Origin of the sequence: Rothia mucilaginosa (assembly GCF_001548235.1) — a bacterium.
Taxonomy (GTDB): domain Bacteria; phylum Actinomycetota; class Actinomycetes; order Actinomycetales; family Micrococcaceae; genus Rothia; species Rothia mucilaginosa_B.
The window spans coordinates 776,236-793,818 of sequence record NZ_AP014938.1 but is presented as its reverse complement, the minus strand read 5'-3'; the positions used below and the strand labels follow the sequence as shown (position 1 = coordinate 793,818).

General features: G+C 58.8%; 13 protein-coding genes and 3 tRNA genes. 12 read left to right on the top strand and 4 right to left on the bottom strand.

Annotated features, from left to right (window positions below; genetic code table 11):
* Positions 1–36: 36 nt before the first annotated feature.
* Positions 37–618 (bottom strand): hypothetical protein, encoded by a 582-nt coding sequence (locus tag RM6536_RS03030; protein ID WP_060823986.1) that lies wholly within the window; start codon positions 616–618, stop codon positions 37–39.
* 944 nt (positions 619–1,562) lie between these two features.
* Here RM6536_RS03030 and RM6536_RS03025 point away from each other — a divergent pair.
* The 7 genes from RM6536_RS03025 (at position 1,563) to RM6536_RS02995 (ending at position 5,492) form a co-directional block, all read left to right on the top strand.
* Positions 1,563–1,635: transfer RNA gene (locus RM6536_RS03025), tRNA-Glu, on the top strand.
* Between the two features lie 68 nt (positions 1,636–1,703).
* Positions 1,704–1,777 (top strand) — tRNA-Asp (locus tag RM6536_RS03020).
* Positions 1,778–1,850: 73 nt separating this feature from the next.
* Positions 1,851–1,923 (top strand) — tRNA-Phe (locus RM6536_RS03015).
* 172 nt (positions 1,924–2,095) lie between these two features.
* Positions 2,096–3,043, top strand: coding sequence for an ABC transporter ATP-binding protein (locus RM6536_RS03010; RefSeq protein WP_060823985.1), 948 nt, complete (start codon positions 2,096–2,098; stop codon positions 3,041–3,043).
* Positions 3,040–3,819, top strand: coding sequence for an ABC transporter permease (locus tag RM6536_RS03005; RefSeq protein WP_060823984.1), 780 nt, complete (start codon positions 3,040–3,042; stop codon positions 3,817–3,819). Before RM6536_RS03010 ends, RM6536_RS03005 begins: the two co-directional genes overlap by 4 nt.
* Positions 3,820–3,822: 3 nt before the next feature.
* On the top strand, positions 3,823–4,521 hold the full coding sequence (locus RM6536_RS03000; protein WP_060823983.1) for an ABC transporter permease: 699 nt from the start codon (positions 3,823–3,825) through the stop codon (positions 4,519–4,521).
* Between the two features lie 5 nt (positions 4,522–4,526).
* The gene (locus tag RM6536_RS02995; RefSeq protein ID WP_060824879.1) at positions 4,527–5,492 is read left to right on the top strand and encodes an ABC transporter substrate-binding protein; all 966 of its coding nucleotides are present in this window, start codon (positions 4,527–4,529) and stop codon (positions 5,490–5,492) included.
* A 144-nt stretch (positions 5,493–5,636) separates the two neighbouring features.
* On the opposite strand, the gene RM6536_RS02990 is transcribed toward RM6536_RS02995, so the two are convergent.
* Positions 5,637–7,469: an alpha,alpha-phosphotrehalase gene (locus tag RM6536_RS02990; protein WP_060823982.1), complete on the bottom strand. Its 1,833-nt coding sequence runs from the start codon at positions 7,467–7,469 to the stop codon at positions 5,637–5,639.
* A 427-nt stretch (positions 7,470–7,896) separates the two neighbouring features.
* On the opposite strand from RM6536_RS02990, the gene ilvD reads away from it, so the two are divergent.
* Entirely contained in the window at positions 7,897–9,741 is a 1,845-nt protein-coding gene (gene ilvD, locus RM6536_RS02985; RefSeq protein ID WP_060823981.1) for a dihydroxy-acid dehydratase, read from the top strand.
* Positions 9,742–9,991: 250 nt separating this feature from the next.
* On the top strand, positions 9,992–11,026 hold the full coding sequence (locus RM6536_RS02980) for a hypothetical protein (protein WP_060823980.1): 1,035 nt from the start codon (positions 9,992–9,994) through the stop codon (positions 11,024–11,026).
* A gap of 118 nt (positions 11,027–11,144) precedes the next feature.
* On the opposite strand, the gene RM6536_RS02975 is transcribed toward RM6536_RS02980, so the two are convergent.
* Positions 11,145–11,423 carry a putative quinol monooxygenase gene (locus RM6536_RS02975; protein ID WP_005509231.1) on the bottom strand — a complete coding sequence of 93 codons (279 nt, stop codon included), beginning with the start codon at positions 11,421–11,423 and terminating at the stop codon, positions 11,145–11,147.
* A 305-nt stretch (positions 11,424–11,728) separates the two neighbouring features.
* On the opposite strand from RM6536_RS02975, the gene RM6536_RS02970 reads away from it, so the two are divergent.
* On the top strand, positions 11,729–12,925 hold the full coding sequence (locus RM6536_RS02970; RefSeq protein ID WP_060823979.1) for an RNase H family protein: 1,197 nt from the start codon (positions 11,729–11,731) through the stop codon (positions 12,923–12,925).
* Positions 12,926–13,216: 291 nt separating this feature from the next.
* Here the strand turns inward: RM6536_RS02970 and cls are convergent, their stop codons facing one another.
* Positions 13,217–14,695 (bottom strand): cardiolipin synthase, encoded by a 1,479-nt coding sequence (gene cls / locus RM6536_RS02965; RefSeq protein WP_060823978.1) that lies wholly within the window; start codon positions 14,693–14,695, stop codon positions 13,217–13,219.
* A 113-nt stretch (positions 14,696–14,808) separates the two neighbouring features.
* Between cls and RM6536_RS02960 the strand changes: the two genes are divergently transcribed.
* Positions 14,809–15,480 carry a TetR/AcrR family transcriptional regulator gene (locus tag RM6536_RS02960; protein ID WP_230457276.1) on the top strand — a complete coding sequence of 224 codons (672 nt, stop codon included), beginning with the start codon at positions 14,809–14,811 and terminating at the stop codon, positions 15,478–15,480.
* Between the two features lie 132 nt (positions 15,481–15,612).
* Entirely contained in the window at positions 15,613–17,355 is a 1,743-nt protein-coding gene (locus tag RM6536_RS02955) for an MDR family MFS transporter (protein ID WP_060823977.1), read from the top strand.
* Positions 17,356–17,583 lie beyond the last annotated feature (228 nt).

The following is a 17,583-nucleotide window of genomic DNA, read 5'->3' as shown; positions in this document are numbered from 1 at the left end:
CTCTCTAAACAAGCGCATAGCCGTACGGTGTGTAGGCTATGCACATTTTTTGAGGACGTCTTCAATGCCCAAAATGGCCTTGAGTACGGTTTCAGTTTCAGTACCCAGCTTCTTGCGGACTTCACCAGAAATGACGGCCTTCACGATGTTCTTGAAGGTCTTCCACTGCTTGAAGGCGTTAACGAGTGCCTTAATAAGCTTGTAAATGGCGATGCCCAGCTGAATGACAAACTTTGCAATACTGACAACGCAGGCAATAACACCAACGGGGGAGAGCGCTGCGTGGGCGCGTCCATCAGACTTGCGGACAGCGGCCTTCGCGCTTGCAATCTGACGGCCTGCGTCAGTGCCCTGGACGGTGGTCAGGTTGCCCAGTGCGCTCTCAATGCCGCTATTAACGCGGTTGGAGGATCCAGGCTTCGCATACTTCAAACGGGCAGGTACCTGCTCGAGGCGGCGCAGAATCAGCTTGAGCTGCTGGTCGGCAGTCATTGCCTTCTGCGGGTGCGCCATCTGCTGTGCCTGCGCTGCGGGTGCAGCTGCACAGCCGAGAGCGATGGTTGCGGTGCCTACGCCAAGCGCGCGGAATGCCGTGCGACGGTTCATCGTTGCGGACACTGGATCCCCCTTCGGATCTCTATTCGGTTTATCGGTGCTGTAATGTGCGGTGACTTTACGTCTGGGGCTCCGGAAGTGGCCCCGTGCAAGGTCCGGAAGTGACCTCACGCCCTCTATAGTACGGTGCTCAAAGAGGGGGCTTCAAGCCAGTTCAGGGGGTATTTTCAGCTGGCTTTCATCTCTCCTTGTCAATCGCTAGAGGTTTATCAAATCTTTATATTTCTGTGTTGTCATAATTCTGTATTTACTTGCACAAAGTGAAAAATACGCGTCTGACAAGCCGTTTTATTGTATTCCCCGGAGTGAATATTTTCATTTTGGTGCATCTTGACGGGTAGTTGCTTTGCATGGCACGTTTTTTTGGGCTCCCCCCGGGGGGGTGAAGCTGGGCTGTGCCTGCTGGGTGGTGCTAGATGGGCGGGGCAGTGCTTGCTGGATGGTGCTTGCTTGTGCACCTTATATAGGCGCTGTAGAAATTACTGAAAATTTTTGGAGATATTTTGCGCGCGTTTAGGCTGCCGTGAGGTGAGTGAGAGGGGGTGGCGGATTTTTGGAACTCTTGCGAAGGGCTGTTCAAGGACCTTCGGGCTACCTCTGGGCTCTCTTCGAAGCAAAATTTTGGAAGATTTTGAAGAAAATCTGTAGAAGTCAGAGGAGAAAATAGGGCTTCCTCGAAGCTTCTACGGGTGCCCAAAAGCCGCTAAAACCCCTCCAAAAGCCCCTGATGTGGGGTGTTGTGAAGAAATTTTAAAATTTTTTGAAGTTTTTCTGAATCATCATTGACAAGCTTAAACGCATATGTGCCAGGCAATAAATGGTCGAAAATGGGGGTCAAAATCGGGCAAAATCGAACAAAACGGTTTGCACGCCTCCGCAAACCTGTCATAGACTAGTGGAGGTTCGAACGACGGGATGAAGAAAACTGAACCTGTTCGATCGACTAGGCCCCCATCGTCTAGCGGCCTAGGACGCCGCCCTTTCACGGCGGTAGCACGGGTTCAAATCCCGTTGGGGGTACTTGCAAATTTCACGATTTGCAAAGCCAAGTTTGATGATATAGAATTTATTTCTGTTGATTCCAACAAGGCCCCGTAGCGCAGTTGGTTAGCGCGCCGCCCTGTCACGGCGGAGGTCGCGGGTTCAAGTCCCGTCGGGGTCGCTCTGGCCGCGTAAGTTCAGATGATTATTCATCCGAAGACGCGGTCATTGCGTATCTAAAAGTAAATACGCAAGGCTCTGTAGCTCAGTTGGTAGAGCGTACGACTGAAAATCGTAAGGTCACCGGATCGACGCCGGTCGGAGCCACGAAATCCGCCTCCAGGCTTCTACAGTGGGGCGGGTTTTGTTTTTAAAAAACTTGAGGGCTGCAGATACTGCAACCCGTCGAAAAGGCGGCATCTTGGGAATAAAACCCCGAGGTGCCGCCTTTTTGTATACGGAAACAACGCCCGCTCACTCTAGAAAGCATCCCGCACCCATGACCGCTCAGAATTCCAGTACACAGCCTCCACAGAGCTCACCTCAGATTCCGAGCTCACCCCAAATTCCCTGGGCAAAAAATGCTGCTGTCAGCGCTCAGGCAGACGGAATCCGCTTCGATAGCATCACCAAGAGCTACCCGAGCCGAACCGGTGAACCCACCACGGTGTTGCAGAACCTGAACCTGCACATCCCCGCCGGGCAGATTACCGTGTTTGTCGGACCCTCCGGATGCGGTAAAACCACTAGTCTACGCATGATTAACCGCATGGTGGAGCCCAATAGCGGCACCATCACCATTGACGGCGTGAACGTGCACGAGAAGAACCCCTACGAGCTGCGCCGTGGTATTGGCTACGTGATGCAGCAGGGCGGTCTCATGCCGCACCGCACCGTCGCGCAGAATATTGCCACCGTGCCGCGCCTGCTCGGTGCCTCCCGCAGGCAGGCGCAGGCGCGCGCCCTCGAACTGCTCGAAGTGGTCGGTCTGGATTCTTCGTATGCGAAGCGCTACCCCTCCCAGCTTTCGGGCGGTCAGGTGCAGCGCGTTGGTGTGGCGCGTGCTCTCGCCGCCGATGCGCCCGTCCTGCTGATGGACGAGCCGTTCTCCGCGGTGGACCCGGTGGTGCGTACCGACCTGCAGAAAGAGCTGCTGCGCCTGCAGGGTCGACTCGCCAAGACGATTGTGTTCGTTACCCACGACATTGATGAGGCGCTCCTGCTCGGCGATACAATCGCCGTCTTCGCGGAGGGCGGCCGCCTCGCGCAGTTTGGCACTCCCGAAGAGATTCTCTACAGCCCCGCCGATGATTTTGTACGCTCCTTCGTCAGCCGCTCCGTTGCCGGTCTGCTGGATGAGCAGACGGTGCGCCAGGCGCGCACACGCCGACTTGCCGCCTCCCAAGAAGCACAGAGAAGCAAGGTAGAAGGCGAGAAAAGCGAATGAGCCTTCCGGAAAATATTGTGCTCGCGGCACCACCGCACGCTGCGCAACCTCTCACCGTGCAGCCCCTCGCCGCAAGCGATATGCACTGGGAATGGGTCGCAACCAATAGCCAGCGCATCCTCGAACTGACCCTCAGCCACCTCTACCAGGGTGTCGTGCCCGTCGCGATTGGCACTCTCGTCGCGCTGCCGGTCGCCTACTACGCGAGTCGTCGCCGCGACCGCGGTTCCGAACGCCGCATCGGTGCGCGAGCCCTCATGCACCTCTCCTCACTGCTGTACACCATCCCCTCGATTGCACTGTTCGTGCTGATGCCGCTCATTCTGGGAACCTCCATTATTTCCCCGCTGAACGTGCTCGTCGCCCTGAGCATCTACTCCTTCTCGCTCATGGTGCGCTCCGGTGTGGACGCCTTCGACTCCGTACCCGATAGCGTGCACGAATCCGCCCGCGCTCTCGGATACACGCCCCGACAGGCGCTGATGGAGCTCTACCTGCCTCTCGCCGTGCCCGTCATTATGGCGGGAATCCGTGTGGCAACCGTGGCAAATATTGCGATGGTGTCCGTGGGTGCCCTCATCGGTGTGCCCTCGCTCGGCACGCTCTTTACCGACGGTCTTGCGCGCAATATCCCTTCGGAGATCCTGGCTGGCGTAATTCTTAGCCTGCTACTGGCGCTGCTTCTCGACCTGCTCCTTATCCTTCTGACGAGGGTGCTGACGCCCTGGCAGGCAGCCACGGCTGCGAACCGCCGCACCCCTGAAAGGAGGGCGTAACCCGTGAACGTCATAGAACGAACCTTCGCCTACCTCATGGATGGCGCCAACTGGCAGGGAAGCGGCGGAATCCTCGTGCGCCTGCTTGAACACCTGAGTGTCACCGCCCTTGCCACCGCCTGCGCGGCACTCATCGTCGTGCCCTTCGGCCTCTGGGCTGGACACCACCGGCCCTCTGGCGGCACTAACCGCCGCCGCAGCAACCTGCTCATGAGCGCCGTTGCCGCTACCCGCGCGCTGCCCGTGCTCGGTCTGCTGACCATCCTGGCGCTCTGGCTGGGCGTCTCAACCCTGCCCGCGCTCATCGTGCTCATTATTATTGCGGCGGCACCCCTGCTCGCCGGAGTTCTTGAAGGCCTCGCCGCCGTGCCCGAAGACCTTGTGGACGCAGCCCGCGCCCAAGGCCTGACCGAATGGCAGATCCTGACCCGCCTCGAAATCCCGCTCGCCGCCAACATGATGCTCGGTGGGCTCCGCTCCGCACTCGTGCAGGTCATTGCGACCGCGACCATCGTCGCCTACCTGAGCGGCGGAACCCTCGGCAGGTACCTCTTCGACGGGCTCGCCGTGCGCGACTACCCGCGCATGCTCGTCGCAACCCTGCTCGTGGCGCTTCTCGCCTTCGCCGTGGACGCGCTCATGGGTCTTGTGCAGCGCGCGCTCACTCCCGCAGGGCTCACCATCAACCGGAAGAAGGCATGAACCCGATGAATCAGACGCCTAAAACCTTCACGCGCCGTACCGTATCTCGTCGCGCCGCACTCACCGCCGCCGGAGCGCTCGGCATGGCGGGTATTCTCAGCGCCTGCGGGCTCAGCGGCGACAAAGTCTTCAGCGGCGAACACGAAGGAATCATCGTCGGCTCAGCGGCCTTCGCAGAATCCCAAATCCTCGCCGAAATCTACGCCGGAGCCCTCGCCCGGGCGGGATTCAACGCCCGCACCCAGCTGAGCATCGGCGCCCGCGAGGCGTACCTGGGGGCACTCGCCTCCGGCGCGGTGGACGTTATCCCGGACTACTCCGGAAACCTGCTGCTCTACCTGGACCCGAAGGCAACCGCCTCAACCGCCGAGCAGATTCTGCAGGCGCTACCCGCCGCCCTCGGCACCCTCACAGCCGGCACCTCCGGGGCTGAAATTCGTGCCCTCAACGCCTCCGAGGCGGAGGATAAGGACTCCCTGGTCGTTACCGCGCAGACCGCTCAGAAATACGGTCTGCGAAGCCTTGAAGACCTCGCCTCCCGCTGTACGAATCTGAAGCTCGGCGCGGCCCCGGAGTTTGCCGAGCGCGCCTACGGCATCCCGGGCCTGAAAGAGAAGTACGGATGCGTCCCCGCCGAGTTCGTGCCCCTCTCGGATGGAGGTGGTGCGCTGACCGTCAAAGCACTGTTGGATGACACCGTGCAGGTGGTTGACCTCTACTCGACCACCCCCGCGATTGAGCAGAACAAGCTGGTGGTGCTGGAGGATCCGAAGAATATGATTTTGGCTCAGCAGGTGTTACCCATTATCAATACGTCGCGCGTTCCCGACTCCGCGGCGGAGGTTCTGAACCGTGTCTCGGCGAAGCTCACCACCGCCGATTTGCGCGCTCTCAATGACCGCGTTTCGGGTACATCCAAGCAGGAGCCCGCGCAGGCGGCTGCTACCTGGCTGAACGAGCACGGCTTCTAAGAGTCCGCCTAACAATCCCTATAAATTCCTCTGTAGGAATGGATATAAACAAAACCGACCTGGGAATATTCTAGAAGTAGAATATTGCCAGGTCAGTTTATATCATCCCGCCCCACAGGCTAGGGGAGAGGCATACAGTAGCTTTTAGCCCTCAATCAGCAGCGCCAAAGCCTCGTAGGGGCGCAGGCTCAGCGTCACCGTTTCGGCAGAGTCCGCCACGGTGGAATCGACCGCAATGGAATCCACTGCGGAATTCTTGTAATTACACACCAGCACGCGACCGGAACGAACGAACTCAGCCGGAACCTCAACCTCGGTCGGCTCACCGTAGAAGTTCGTCAGCACCAGCAGACGCTGTGCCGGGCTACCGTCCTCGGAGCCAGCCTCAGCGGGCAGCTCACGCAGGTACGCAAAAACCCGCTCGTGATCCAACGCGTAGGGCGCGTACGAACCGGCAGAGATGACCGGGTACTGCTTACGCAGGGCAATCAGGTTGCGGTAGTAGGGCAGAATCACGCCGTTGCGTTCCTCATCCTCAACCGAAATACCGGCACCGGTCGCCGCATCACGTACTGGGGCGGGAGCCAGCCACGGCGACGTGGAACCGAACCCGGCGGTCGCCGGATCTGCGGTCCACTGCATCGGCACACGCGAATTATCGCGAGCCTTCGACGCCACAATCTCCAGAGCCTGCTGCTCGCTCAGACCGCGCTCACGCAGCATCGCGTAGGCGTTGTGCGCCTCCACATCCACGTACTGCTCGATTGAGGAGTAGACCGGGTCAATCATGCCGATTTCCTCGCCCTGGTACACGTACGGGGTGCCGCGCAGTAGGTGAATTACAGTCGCCAGCATGGTCGCCGACTCGGCACGGTAACGCTCAACGTCACCAAAACGGTTCAGCGCGCGCGGCTGATCGTGGTTATTCCAGAACAGCGCATTCCAGCCGCCGCCGGCCTGCATGCCCAGCGCCCAATCGTTCAGAATCTGCTTCAGCTCGGCAAAACGGAACGGCACCTTTGACCACTTCTCGCCGTTCTCGTAGTCCACCTTCAGGTGGTGGAAGCTGAACACCATATCCAGCTCGTGGTTTGCCGGGTTGGAGTAGCCCACGCAGTTTTCGATGCTGGTCGAAGACATTTCGCCCACGGTCACGGTGTCATCATACTGACCGAACGAGGCGCGGTTCAGCTGCTGAATGCGGGTGTGCACAATCGGGGTGTCGGTGTATTGTGCCTTGTCCACGGTGCCTTCGGGGGCGTCGAGCAGCTCTTCACCCTTGCCGATGACGTTAATGACGTCGAAACGGAAGCCTCGCACACCCTTCTCGTACCAGAAGTTCACCACCTTAAACAGTTCATCGCGCACAGTCGGGTTGTACCAGTTCACGTCCGCCTGGGTGCGGTCGTACAGGTGCATATAGAACAGGGGAGTGCCGTGCTCATCCGTGTACTCGCCAAAGCGGGACCAGCAGGAGCCGCCGAACTTCGACTCCCAGTTGGTCGGCTCGCGCAGCTGACCGGCCTCGGTGTACCTACCGGGGCGAATATAGAAGTAATCCCAGTACTCGCGCTCACCGGCGAGCGCACGCTGGAACCACTCGTGCTCGGTCGAAACATGGTTGAGGACCATGTCGAACATGACGCCCACACCGTGCTCGGCGAGGGCGGCAATCATCTCTTCGACGTCCTCCATGGTGCCCAGGTCGGGGTTGATGGCGTAGTAGTCGGAGATGTCGTAGCCGTTGTCGTTCTGCGGGGAGGCGAAGAACGGGTTGAACCACACCATGTCCACGCCCAGGGAGGCAATGTAGGGCACCTTCTCGATGATGCCGCGCAGGTCGCCGTAGGCACCACCGGCCGAGGAGTAGAAGGACTTGGGGTACACCTGGTAGATGACGGAGGACGCGAAATCCTTGCCGCCTGCCAGGGTGGTTGCCGGTGTGAGGGCGAGCGATGCGGTGGGTGCCTGTGTCATGGAAACCTTCTGAATCGTATGCAGGGTTCAGTGCGTATAAATCTGCGTATAAATCAGTGTGTTGGAAACGAACCGCGCCGGTGCTACGTATGCTGCTACGTGTGCTGTTATGTGTGCACAGCGAGGCCCGTACGCGGCAGACACAGCAGCCCGCCGCCTCCCGGGGCGTTCGCCGACTGAATATCGCCGCCCGCAGCCTGGGCTCATTCCAGATTAGGGGGCATAATGGGGTGGTGTCCCCCATCTACCCCAAAGGGGGCAATTCTGCCGCAGATCCGGCACAATCCCCGTGGCCTCAACCCTCCCACCGATAGGCGGTTGCAGGCTCGTGCGCGTTTCGATGCATGAAACCAAAGTGACCCTGAGCTGAGAAGCGTTGGACGCCGCGCGTAAAATCAGTACTTGCATCACTACGGAAGGTAAAACAATGCCAGAACTGCGTTCACGTACTTCAACTCACGGCCGTAACATGGCTGGTGCCCGCGCCCTGTGGCGTGCCACCGGCATGGGCGATGATGATTTCGGCAAGCCCATTATTGCTATCGCGAACTCTTTCACCCAGTTCGTGCCCGGCCACGTGCACCTGAAGAACATGGGTGAACTGGTCGCCGGCGCGATTCGAGAGGCTGGCGGCGTTGCCAAGGAATTTAACACCATCGCCGTTGATGACGGTATCGCGATGGGCCACGACGGTATGCTCTACTCACTGCCTTCCCGCGATTTGATTGCTGACTCGGTGGAGTACATGGTCAACGCGCACCGTGCTGACGCGCTGGTCTGCATCTCTAACTGTGACAAAATCACCCCCGGTATGCTTCTGGCGGCTATGCGCCTGAACATCCCCACTATCTTTGTGTCCGGTGGCCCCATGGAGTCCGGCGAGGGCATTGAGGGCATTGTTGAGCACCGCCTCGACCTGATTGACGCCATGGTGATGGCTGTTGATGATAACGTCAGCGACGCTGAGCTTGCTCAGGTTGAGAAGAACGCGTGCCCGACCTGCGGTTCGTGCGCGGGTATGTTCACCGCGAACTCCATGAACTGCCTGAATGAGGCGATTGGTCTGGCACTGCCCGGTAACGGCACCACCCTGGCTACTCAGGTTGCTCGCAAGGAGCTGTTCCTGGATGCTGGCCGCCGCATCGTTGAGCTGTCCAAGCGCTACTACGAGCAGGATGACGAGTCGGTTCTGCCCCGCTCCATTGCGACCAAGGAGGCGTTCGAGAACGCTATGGCGCTGGATGTTGCGATGGGCGGTTCGACCAACACCGTGCTGCACACCCTGGCGATTGCCCATGAGGCGGGCGCTGACTTCACCCTGAAGGATATTGACCGCATTTCCCGTCAGGTTCCCTGCCTGGCGAAGGTCGCCCCGAACTCCACCAAGTACCACATTGAGCACGTGCACCGTGCCGGCGGTATCCCCGCCCTGCTGGGTGAGCTGAACCGTGCCGGCCTGCTGCACAAGAACGTTCATTCTGTTCACGCTGATTCGCTGGACGAGTGGCTGGACGAGTGGGATATCCGCAGCGGCAAGGCGAGCGAGAAGGCGAAGGAACTGTTCCTCGCGGCTCCCGGCGGCGTGCGCACCACTCAGGCGTTCTCCACCGCGAACAAGTACGAGTCCCACGAGACTGACGCTGAGAACGGCTGCATCCGCTCCGTGGAGCACGCGTACACCAAGGATGGCGGTCTGGCGGTCCTGTACGGCAACATCGCCCAGAACGGTGCGATCATCAAGTCTGCTGGTATTGATGAGGAGCTGTTCCACTTCAAGGGTCGCGCGTTCGTGGTTGAGTCGCAGGACGAGGCTGTGTACGAGATCCTGTCGAAGAACGTGAAGGAAGGCGATGTTGTCGTCATCCAGTACGAGGGCCCGAAGGGCGGCCCGGGTATGCAGGAAATGCTGTACCCGACCTCCTACCTGAAGGGTCTGGGCCTGGGTAAGAAGTGCGCACTGATTACTGACGGTCGTTTCTCCGGTGGTACCTCCGGTATTTCTATCGGTCACGTCTCCCCGGAGGCGGCCGCTGGCGGCGCGATCGGCCTGGTGCAGACCGGTGACGAGATTGAGATTGACGTGAACAACCGCATCCTGCGTGTGAACGTTTCGGATGAGGAGCTTGCTGCTCGCCGCGAGGCGAAGGGCGCTGTACCGTGGCGTCCGACGAAGCCGCGTGAGCGCCAGGTGTCGAACGCCCTGAAGGTGTACGGCATGCTGGCTGCTTCGGCTGATAAGGGCGGCGTGCGCATCCTGCCCGAGGACGCATAAGCCCCTCACGTATCGTGTGAGAATTTAATATTTGCCCTGATGGGCTGGCGCCCCGTTCCGCAGTTTTTCTGCGGGCGGGGCGCTGTTCTTTGCCCGCTTCTTTGTCTGCCGTCGTGGGATACCCGGTGCGGCGTATTGCCTTGTCAGTTGCGGTGCAGTAGGGTGTAAGGAGGTATTTTTATACTTATTCACCGACTCAGCACAACCACTCAAACACAACGTAATTCGCAACCCTCACGAGGACGCACTCATGATTACCCTGCCCGCACGCGCACAGCGTGCCTTTACTCGTCGTGCCCTGACGGCTCTTGCCTGCATTGGCGCGCTCGCTTTGAGTTCTTGCTCTGCTCAGCCGCAGGCTGATGATTCTGAAACCACTCCGATGAAGGTCGCGACTTCCTCGGCATCCGTTGATGCGAAGGCGCTGTTTACGGCGGCGGACGGCTCCTGGAAGCCGAATACTGTGCAGATTTCTGCTGGTCTGGATGCGCCGGCAACTTTTGATGCTGTAGCAACCCCGACCGATACGCCGAGCACGGACGCCGAGTACGCGGCGGCATACGCTTCCGCGAGCGGCTCCGCGAACATTATTGATGCGGGTACCCGCTGCGGTGTGACGAGTCTGCTGGGTGGTTCTGCCGGTATTTACGTGTATGACGGTTCGGATTGTGCGAAGGCTCAGGAGGCGGTGCGTCTCTTCAACAGCCGCAAGAACCAGGACGGTTCGGCGAGTGTTGAGTGGTATCAGTGCGCCACGAAGGTGCAGGGCCGCGACTACATTACGGGTGCCTGCTTCATGCAGGGCGGTAGCGTTGAGAAGCCTCGCCTGGCGTTGATTCCGGCGCAGACCCGCATGCTGTCGGGTACGCTGACTTTCGCTGAAGCGTACGGCGGCGGCACTTTCGGTCAGGGCGATTCGGCGAAGACTGTTGAGGCGCTGCGTTTCACCAGCCCGGACTCTAAGGTTGCGTGCTCGGTGACCCCGTCGGGCGTGGATTGCCAGGCTTTGGTGGGCGTGACCCTGGAGGGTTGGGATGCCGCCTCCGGTAAGGCGCAGCAGCGCGTGCACATGGTGCAGGACCAGGCTCCTGCGGTGAGCCTGGTCGGTCAGACCGCCACTCCGGAGCCGGTGAATACCGAGGGTATTACTGCGCTGCCTGCCGGTCAGGTGGTGACTGCGTATGGTTACACCTGCAAGTCGGTGAATAGCGGTAAGGTGCATTGCGTGAGCGCGACGAATGGTTTCACGCTTGATTCGGTGGAGGTTGGCGTAGAACGCCGATAAACCTGGCGAGCATGAAGGCGCACCGCGGGTAGCCGCGCTCGCCTCCAGGATTTTCAATACGAAGGTGCCCGGCACCCCTCACGTAGGGGGTGCCGGGCACCTCGGTCTTTAACGTTGCTTAGCGGAAGTTGACGATGCGAACGTCCAGCTCGGAGGAGAGCAGCGGCTCCCATGCGGCGACAGCCTTCTGGAAGTGCTCGGTGCCCATGTGCTTTTCGAGCAGTGCCTGGGATTCCCAGCGCTCGATGAATGCGAAGTCGGTGTCGGAGACGGCACCGAAGTCGTAGCTGACGTTGCCTTCGTCTTGGCGGCTTGCGGTCACGAGCGGTTCGATGGTCTTGAGGAATTCTTCGACGTGCTCGGGCTTGACGGATACTCCGGCGTAAACACCAATCATGGGGCTCTCCTTGTGGGGTGGTGCGGCGGTTGCCGCGTCGTATATGACTCTTTTACCGTACACCTTCCCTCGCGCCTCGGTGAGGTATGCGCGGGGGTTTCTCGCGCTGTGTTGTGCACTGTGTTTTGTGCTGGGTTTTGTGTCGTGGCGGCGGGTGAGAGGATTTTCGGCTGAGCCATTCGCTAACTGTAAAAAAGGTGTTTTATATTTGCGTGCCCCTTTCTTTTCGACCTATAAAAGAATGAGGACGATACACCGCATGAATGGAAGGAGAAGCGGTATGGCACACATGGGGGGTGACACTCATGGGATTTTCACCGGCGCATATCAAACGATGCACCCTGACTTGGGAGGCTCCCGACTATAGCGCCTCGTACCCTGCCGGGTACACGGATCAGGGCGTTGCTGTGATTGCGGTGGCTCAGGAGCATCGTACGGCGCAGGGTTTTTGCTATTCGGCGTTGTCGACGGTGGTTTTTATTTCTAAGCAGGACGGCACCCGCACGGTGGTGAATGAGGAGCTGATGCTTTTCACTCACGTTCATTCCCTGATGGAGTGCTGCGATGAGGTGCATCCGCGTCTGCTGGGTCGTGCAGTGCTTTCTGCGTGGGATGTGGTTCCTGAGCAGTACCGTCAGAACCTGGTGACGATTGCTGCTGACCGTAAGAATCTGAAGCATCTTTTCCGTGATTGCGACCAGTTGAAGGGGATTATGGAGTACCGCGCCTTTGAGAAGGTGCTGGACCCGTACGATAACCATTCTTTGGGTGAAGTGCATGTGAAGCTTGCTGGCACGCCCGCGTATGAGCGGATGCAGGCTGAGGTGTGCGCGGCACGTACCGCGGTGGATGAGATGGTGGAGGAGGCGCTGACCCCTCGACCGCTGGATCAGCTGCAGGACTATAGCGTTTTCACGGATTGTTCGTTCCGTTCGACTCACAATAAGAAGTATCAGCGTGGCGGCCGTATGGGCATCGCCGGCGTGAGTGAGGACGGCTTCTATTTTCATGCCCACTATGATGGCGTGAATATTATGACCGGTGAGCTGTCTGCGATGTTGGCGGCTTATACGGTGTTCCATAGCGGTTCGCGCCGCCTGATTATTCATACGGATTCTTTGGGTGCGTTGACGTTTGTGTTGCGTTTGGCGCATAGCCGTTGGGCTTTTGAGGCGTGGGTTTCTGAGGGTATTCAGGATGAGCGCGTGGTGGCTCAGATGCGTGCTTTGACGGAGGCTATCCGCGAGAAGCGTGTGCTGGTGAAGCATGTTCCGGGCCATACAGGCCACGGTTTGCAGGAGAGTAGCGACTCTGTGTCGAAGATGCATCGCCATTTTCCGGGGCAGATTGTGGATAAACGTCACCAGAGCGAGTTTAATCAGCGTTGCGAGTCGATTATTACTGCTTTGTCGGGTTGTGCGAAGGCTGTTCGCTTGCTTGCGCCGGAGTGGTTGCAGATTAAACCTTCTTCAATCCACACGGGAAACCGTTTATGGCGCTAAACTAGTCCAGGGTAGAAATGAACGCGCGATGCATTCGCCGCATACGAAGGTATGCGATGTCGGAGGTGTCGCGTGTTTCTTTTTGCCCTTTTTGCTGTTTCTGCCTGCGCTTGTGCGCGGCTGGCGTGTAGCGCCGCTTTGGCGTGTGGCGCTGCTCTAGCTTGTGGCCTGGCGTATCCTGCGATGGCGCGAGGCATACAAAAGCTCCCCCTGAGCGTTGATTCAGTCGAACTCAGGGGGAGCTTTTATCTTGTGCGCCCTAGCGGGTGAAGCTAGTGCGTGAAAAATAGTTTAGAGGAGCGATGACCACAGTCGGCAGAGGTTCTCCGCCATCTTGATGCGGCGCGGGCGCTCCGCCCACTGGGTGTACAGCAGCTCGGTGCAGACCTGCTCGTAGTCGGCGCATACTTCATCCAGCATCGCGACCATGCCGCGGTCAATGACGAACGTTGACACTTCCATGTTCAGCGAGAAGGAACGCGGGTCCATATTGGACGAGCCAATGAACGCGATTTCGTCGTCGACCATCATGAACTTGGAGTGCAGCACGGTCGGGCTGGGGTACTGCAGAATACGCACGCCCGCCTGCAGCAGCTGCTCGTAGTAGGAACGCTGCGCCATGTTCGGCAGGAACTGGTCGCCCTTCTCGCACACAATCACGGTGGTTTCAATACCGGAGTATGCGGCGTTTGTGAGTGCCTGCAGTAGGGTCTCTTCGGGCACGAAGTAGGGCGAGCAGATGGTAATACGCCGCTCGGCGTTGTAGATCAGGTAGTTAATGAGGCGCAGGTTGTTTTCGGTTTCAAAACCGGGGCCGGAGGGCACAACCTGGGCGCGCATCCCATCCTTGTAGTAGGGGATATTGGTGTTAATTTCTGCCAGGATCAGCTGGTTCGTTTCGGAGTACCAGTCGGAGACGAAAACGGCGTTGAGCTCTTCAACGATGGGGCCGGTGCAGGAGAAGGTCAGGTCCTTCCACTCCAAGCCCTTCTTAATGTTTTCGGGCATGTCGTAGGAGCGGTGAATAGCGTTCTGCGAACCGGAGAACGCGACGCGTCCGTCCACGACGAGGACCTTGCGGTGGTTACGCAGGTCGGGTCGCTGCCACTTGAGTTTCCACGGTTTGAGCGGCAGCATGAGGCGCCACTGCATACCCGAGTCGTTGAGCATTTTCACGAGTTTCTTATAGGACGGGTATTTGCGGGAGCCGATGTGGTCGAGGAGTACGCGCACCTGTACACCGCGTTCGTGGGCTGCGAAGAGGGCGTCCCAGAGGACTGCGCTCGCCTCGTCGTAGGCGGTGATGTAGAACTCGAAGTGCACGTATTTGGTGGCGCGGTCGACTTCTTCCGCCATGGCGACCATTGCCTCGTGGTTGTCGGTGTGGAGGGTGAATTGGTTGCCGCCGACCAGGGGGAGTGAGCCCAGGGTGTAGTTGAGCTGGCTGGCTGCCTTTGCGGGGTCGGAGAGGTCGTCGGTGCGGGTGAGGAAGGGCTTGTTCTCGCTGACTTCGCGGATCAAGTCGTTCATGGCGTGTTGGCGTGCGCGGCGGTAGGCGGGCAGGCGCGAGGAGCCGAAGACGAGGAATGCGATGAACCCTACGAAGGGGATGAAGAAGATGGCCATGAGCCAGCCCAGGGCAACCACGGGTTTGCGGTTGTAGGGGAGCCAACAGAGGGCTGCGAGTCGGATGAGGATATCGGCGATGCCGAGTGCGAGGCGTAGCCAGTCTGGCAGGAAATCGAGATAGGCGGGGGCAAACAAGTTCATCCCTCTATTATGCCGATGTTTTGTGTGGGGCTGGAGCTTAGCTGGCTATGCTGTGGGCCTTAACGCCAAAAATGCACTTGAGCATTGTGTGCAGTGATGAAATAATTGCAGTTATGCAGAAAAAGGAACAGAGCCTTCGCGAACGCCGCCGCGAACAAACCTGGACGGCAATCCACGAAGCAGCCCTCAAACGCGTCCGCGAACACGGGATGCGCGGAACCACCGTTGAAGAAATCGCCCAGGAGGCGGGCGTCTCCCCGCGTACCTTCTTCAACTACTTCCCCTCTAAAGAGGATGCCGTCCTGGGTCTGCGCGAACCGGTGGTCAGCGAGGAAATCCTCGAAACAGACCGTGCCCACGAGGATGACAACACGATCATTCGTGTAACCCACCTTCTCTGGGAGGTCATTTTCCAGAGCTTCCACTACGCCAAGGGCAAGGACCCTCGAGCTCCCTATCAGGAGTTCCCCGAGTCCGCGAAACGAATGAAGATGCACTACATGAAGTGCGAACAGGTGCTCACCGAGTACCTGAACACCATCGACTGGGTGGCTTTTGATGCTGCTGGTCGCCGCGGCCCCTTCCCGCGCCGAAACCCGGCTGACCCGCTGACCGATCACTTCCGCGAGCGATCGCGCGCAAAGGTCCAGCTTGCCTCCGCGGTGCTTCGTCAGCTGGAGTTTGCCCGCGACCTGGAAGACAAAGAGGATATCGCCCGCCATATCCGCCAGACGGTGAAGACCTTCCAGTTCCTGCTTTTTGAGCAGAACCGACCGGCAATCTAGCGGCGGTTCACTGCTACAAATGACAAAAGCCCGCCGGAAACCGAATCGGAGGCCCCGAATCGAGGTAACCGAATCCAGAGCCCGGCGGATACTCACAACAGACATATATAGAACGTAACTAAGGATTAAACGATGAGTACAGAGGAAAAGAATCTACCTCAGCCGCCAGCCGGTGAGGCTAAGCAGGAAAGTAAAAACCGCATCCGCGCCATGTTCCTGGGCCTGGTCATTGTGATGCTCATGTCCTCGCTGAACCAGACGATTCTGGCGCCGTCGCTGCCCACGATCGTTGGTGAGCTTCACGGCGTGGAGCACATGAGCTGGGTGATTACTATTTTCATCCTGCTTTCGACGATTACGATGCCAGTCTACGGCAAGCTATCGGACCAGTTCGGACGCAAGCCCTTCCTGATTTTTGCGATTGTCTCCTTCATGGCGGGTTCGATTGTTGGCGCGCTCGCGCAGAACATGAACTGGCTGATTTTCGCTCGTGCCCTGCAGGGTCTGGGCGGTGGCGGTCTGATGATTCTTTCTCAGGCTGTGATTGCTGACGTGATCCCTCCCCGCGACCGCGGCCGCTACATGGGTATTATCGGTGGCGTTTTTGCTTTCTCGTCGGTGGCTGGTCCGCTGATTGGTGGCTGGATTACTGAGGGTCCGGGTTGGCGTTGGGCGTTCTGGCTTAATCTGCCGTTGGCTATTCTGTCGATTCTTGCGGTGATTTTCTTGCTACCGCACCGCCCGTTCCGTGACCGTGAGAAGCACAGTATCGACTACCTTGGTTCGCTGATTCTGATGGCGGGTACGAGTGCGCTGGTGCTTGCCACGATTTGGGGTGGCAACCAGTACGAGTGGACCTCGCCCGAGATTATTGGTCTGCTGGTCTTCTCTGTGGTTGCTGCGCTGGTGTTTATCCCGGTGGAGAACCGTGCGGCTGAGCCGGTCATGCCCATGTACCTGTTCAAGAATCGTAACTTCCTGCTGACTCTGGGCGCTTCGCTGGCGCTGGGCGTGGCAATGTTCGGTGCGGTGGAGTACATCCCGACTTATCTGCAGATGGCGCTGGGTGTGAGCGCTACGGTGGCCGGTCTGCTGATGATCCCGATGATGGGCGTCATGCTGGTGGTGTCCATTGTGACGGGCCGCGTGGTGTCGAAGACCGGTCGCTATAAGCGTTACGTGACGACCGGTACCGCGATTGTGGCGCTGGGCCTGTTCCTGCTGTCGACCGTGAATGTCGATACCCCGACTTGGCTGTTCTGTATGTACCTTGCGGTGATGGGTGCCGGTCTGGGTATGTCCATGCAGTTCTTGACTCTGATTGTTCAGAATGCGTTCCCGGTGAGCGTGGTTGGTACGGCGACGGCGTCGAATAATTTCTTCCGTCAGGTGGGCGCTACTGTAGGTGCCTCGCTGGTGGGTGGTCTGTTTACCTCGCGTCTGACCTCGCTGATTTCTGAGCGTATGCCGCAGCAGGCGCTTCAGTCTTCGGGTGGCCATGCGTCTTCATCGCTGACTCCTGAGTTGGTGGCGTCTTTGCCGGAGCCGGTGCACGGCATCATTGTGAATGCCTATAACGATGCGTTGATTCCGCTGTTCCTGTACCTGGTGCCGCTGGGTCTGGTGTCTACGCTGCTTCTGTTCTTCATTCGTGAGGATGCGTTGGCGACGACCCTGGAGACTGAGCCGGCTGTTGATATTGCTCGTGCGGCGACTGGCGCGATTCCGGTGATTACTCCGGAGATGGCTGCTAAGGACGCGCAGGCTTTGAAGAGCATGCACGGCTCTGCTCGTGCTCGTATTGATGAGTCGTTGAGCTCGGAGGCTTCGCCTGAGGCGGGTTCTTCGGAGGATGGCGGCTCCTCGCGTTCTTAGAATGAGGGATAACGAAAAGGTGCGCGCCGGAGGCGTTGCCTTCCTATATAAGCGGCGCCCCGGTGCGAGTCGTGTGCTCGTGCCGGGGCGCCGTTTTTGGCTGAGTTGCCTTAAATAGCGCGCTTAAGAGGTGTGCCTTAGTGCTTGGTTTAGGGGTTGGAAGTGTTGGTTTAGTCCCTTAAATAGTGGGTTTACGTGGTGTTTTGCCCCATTAAAGCGCTTATCGAA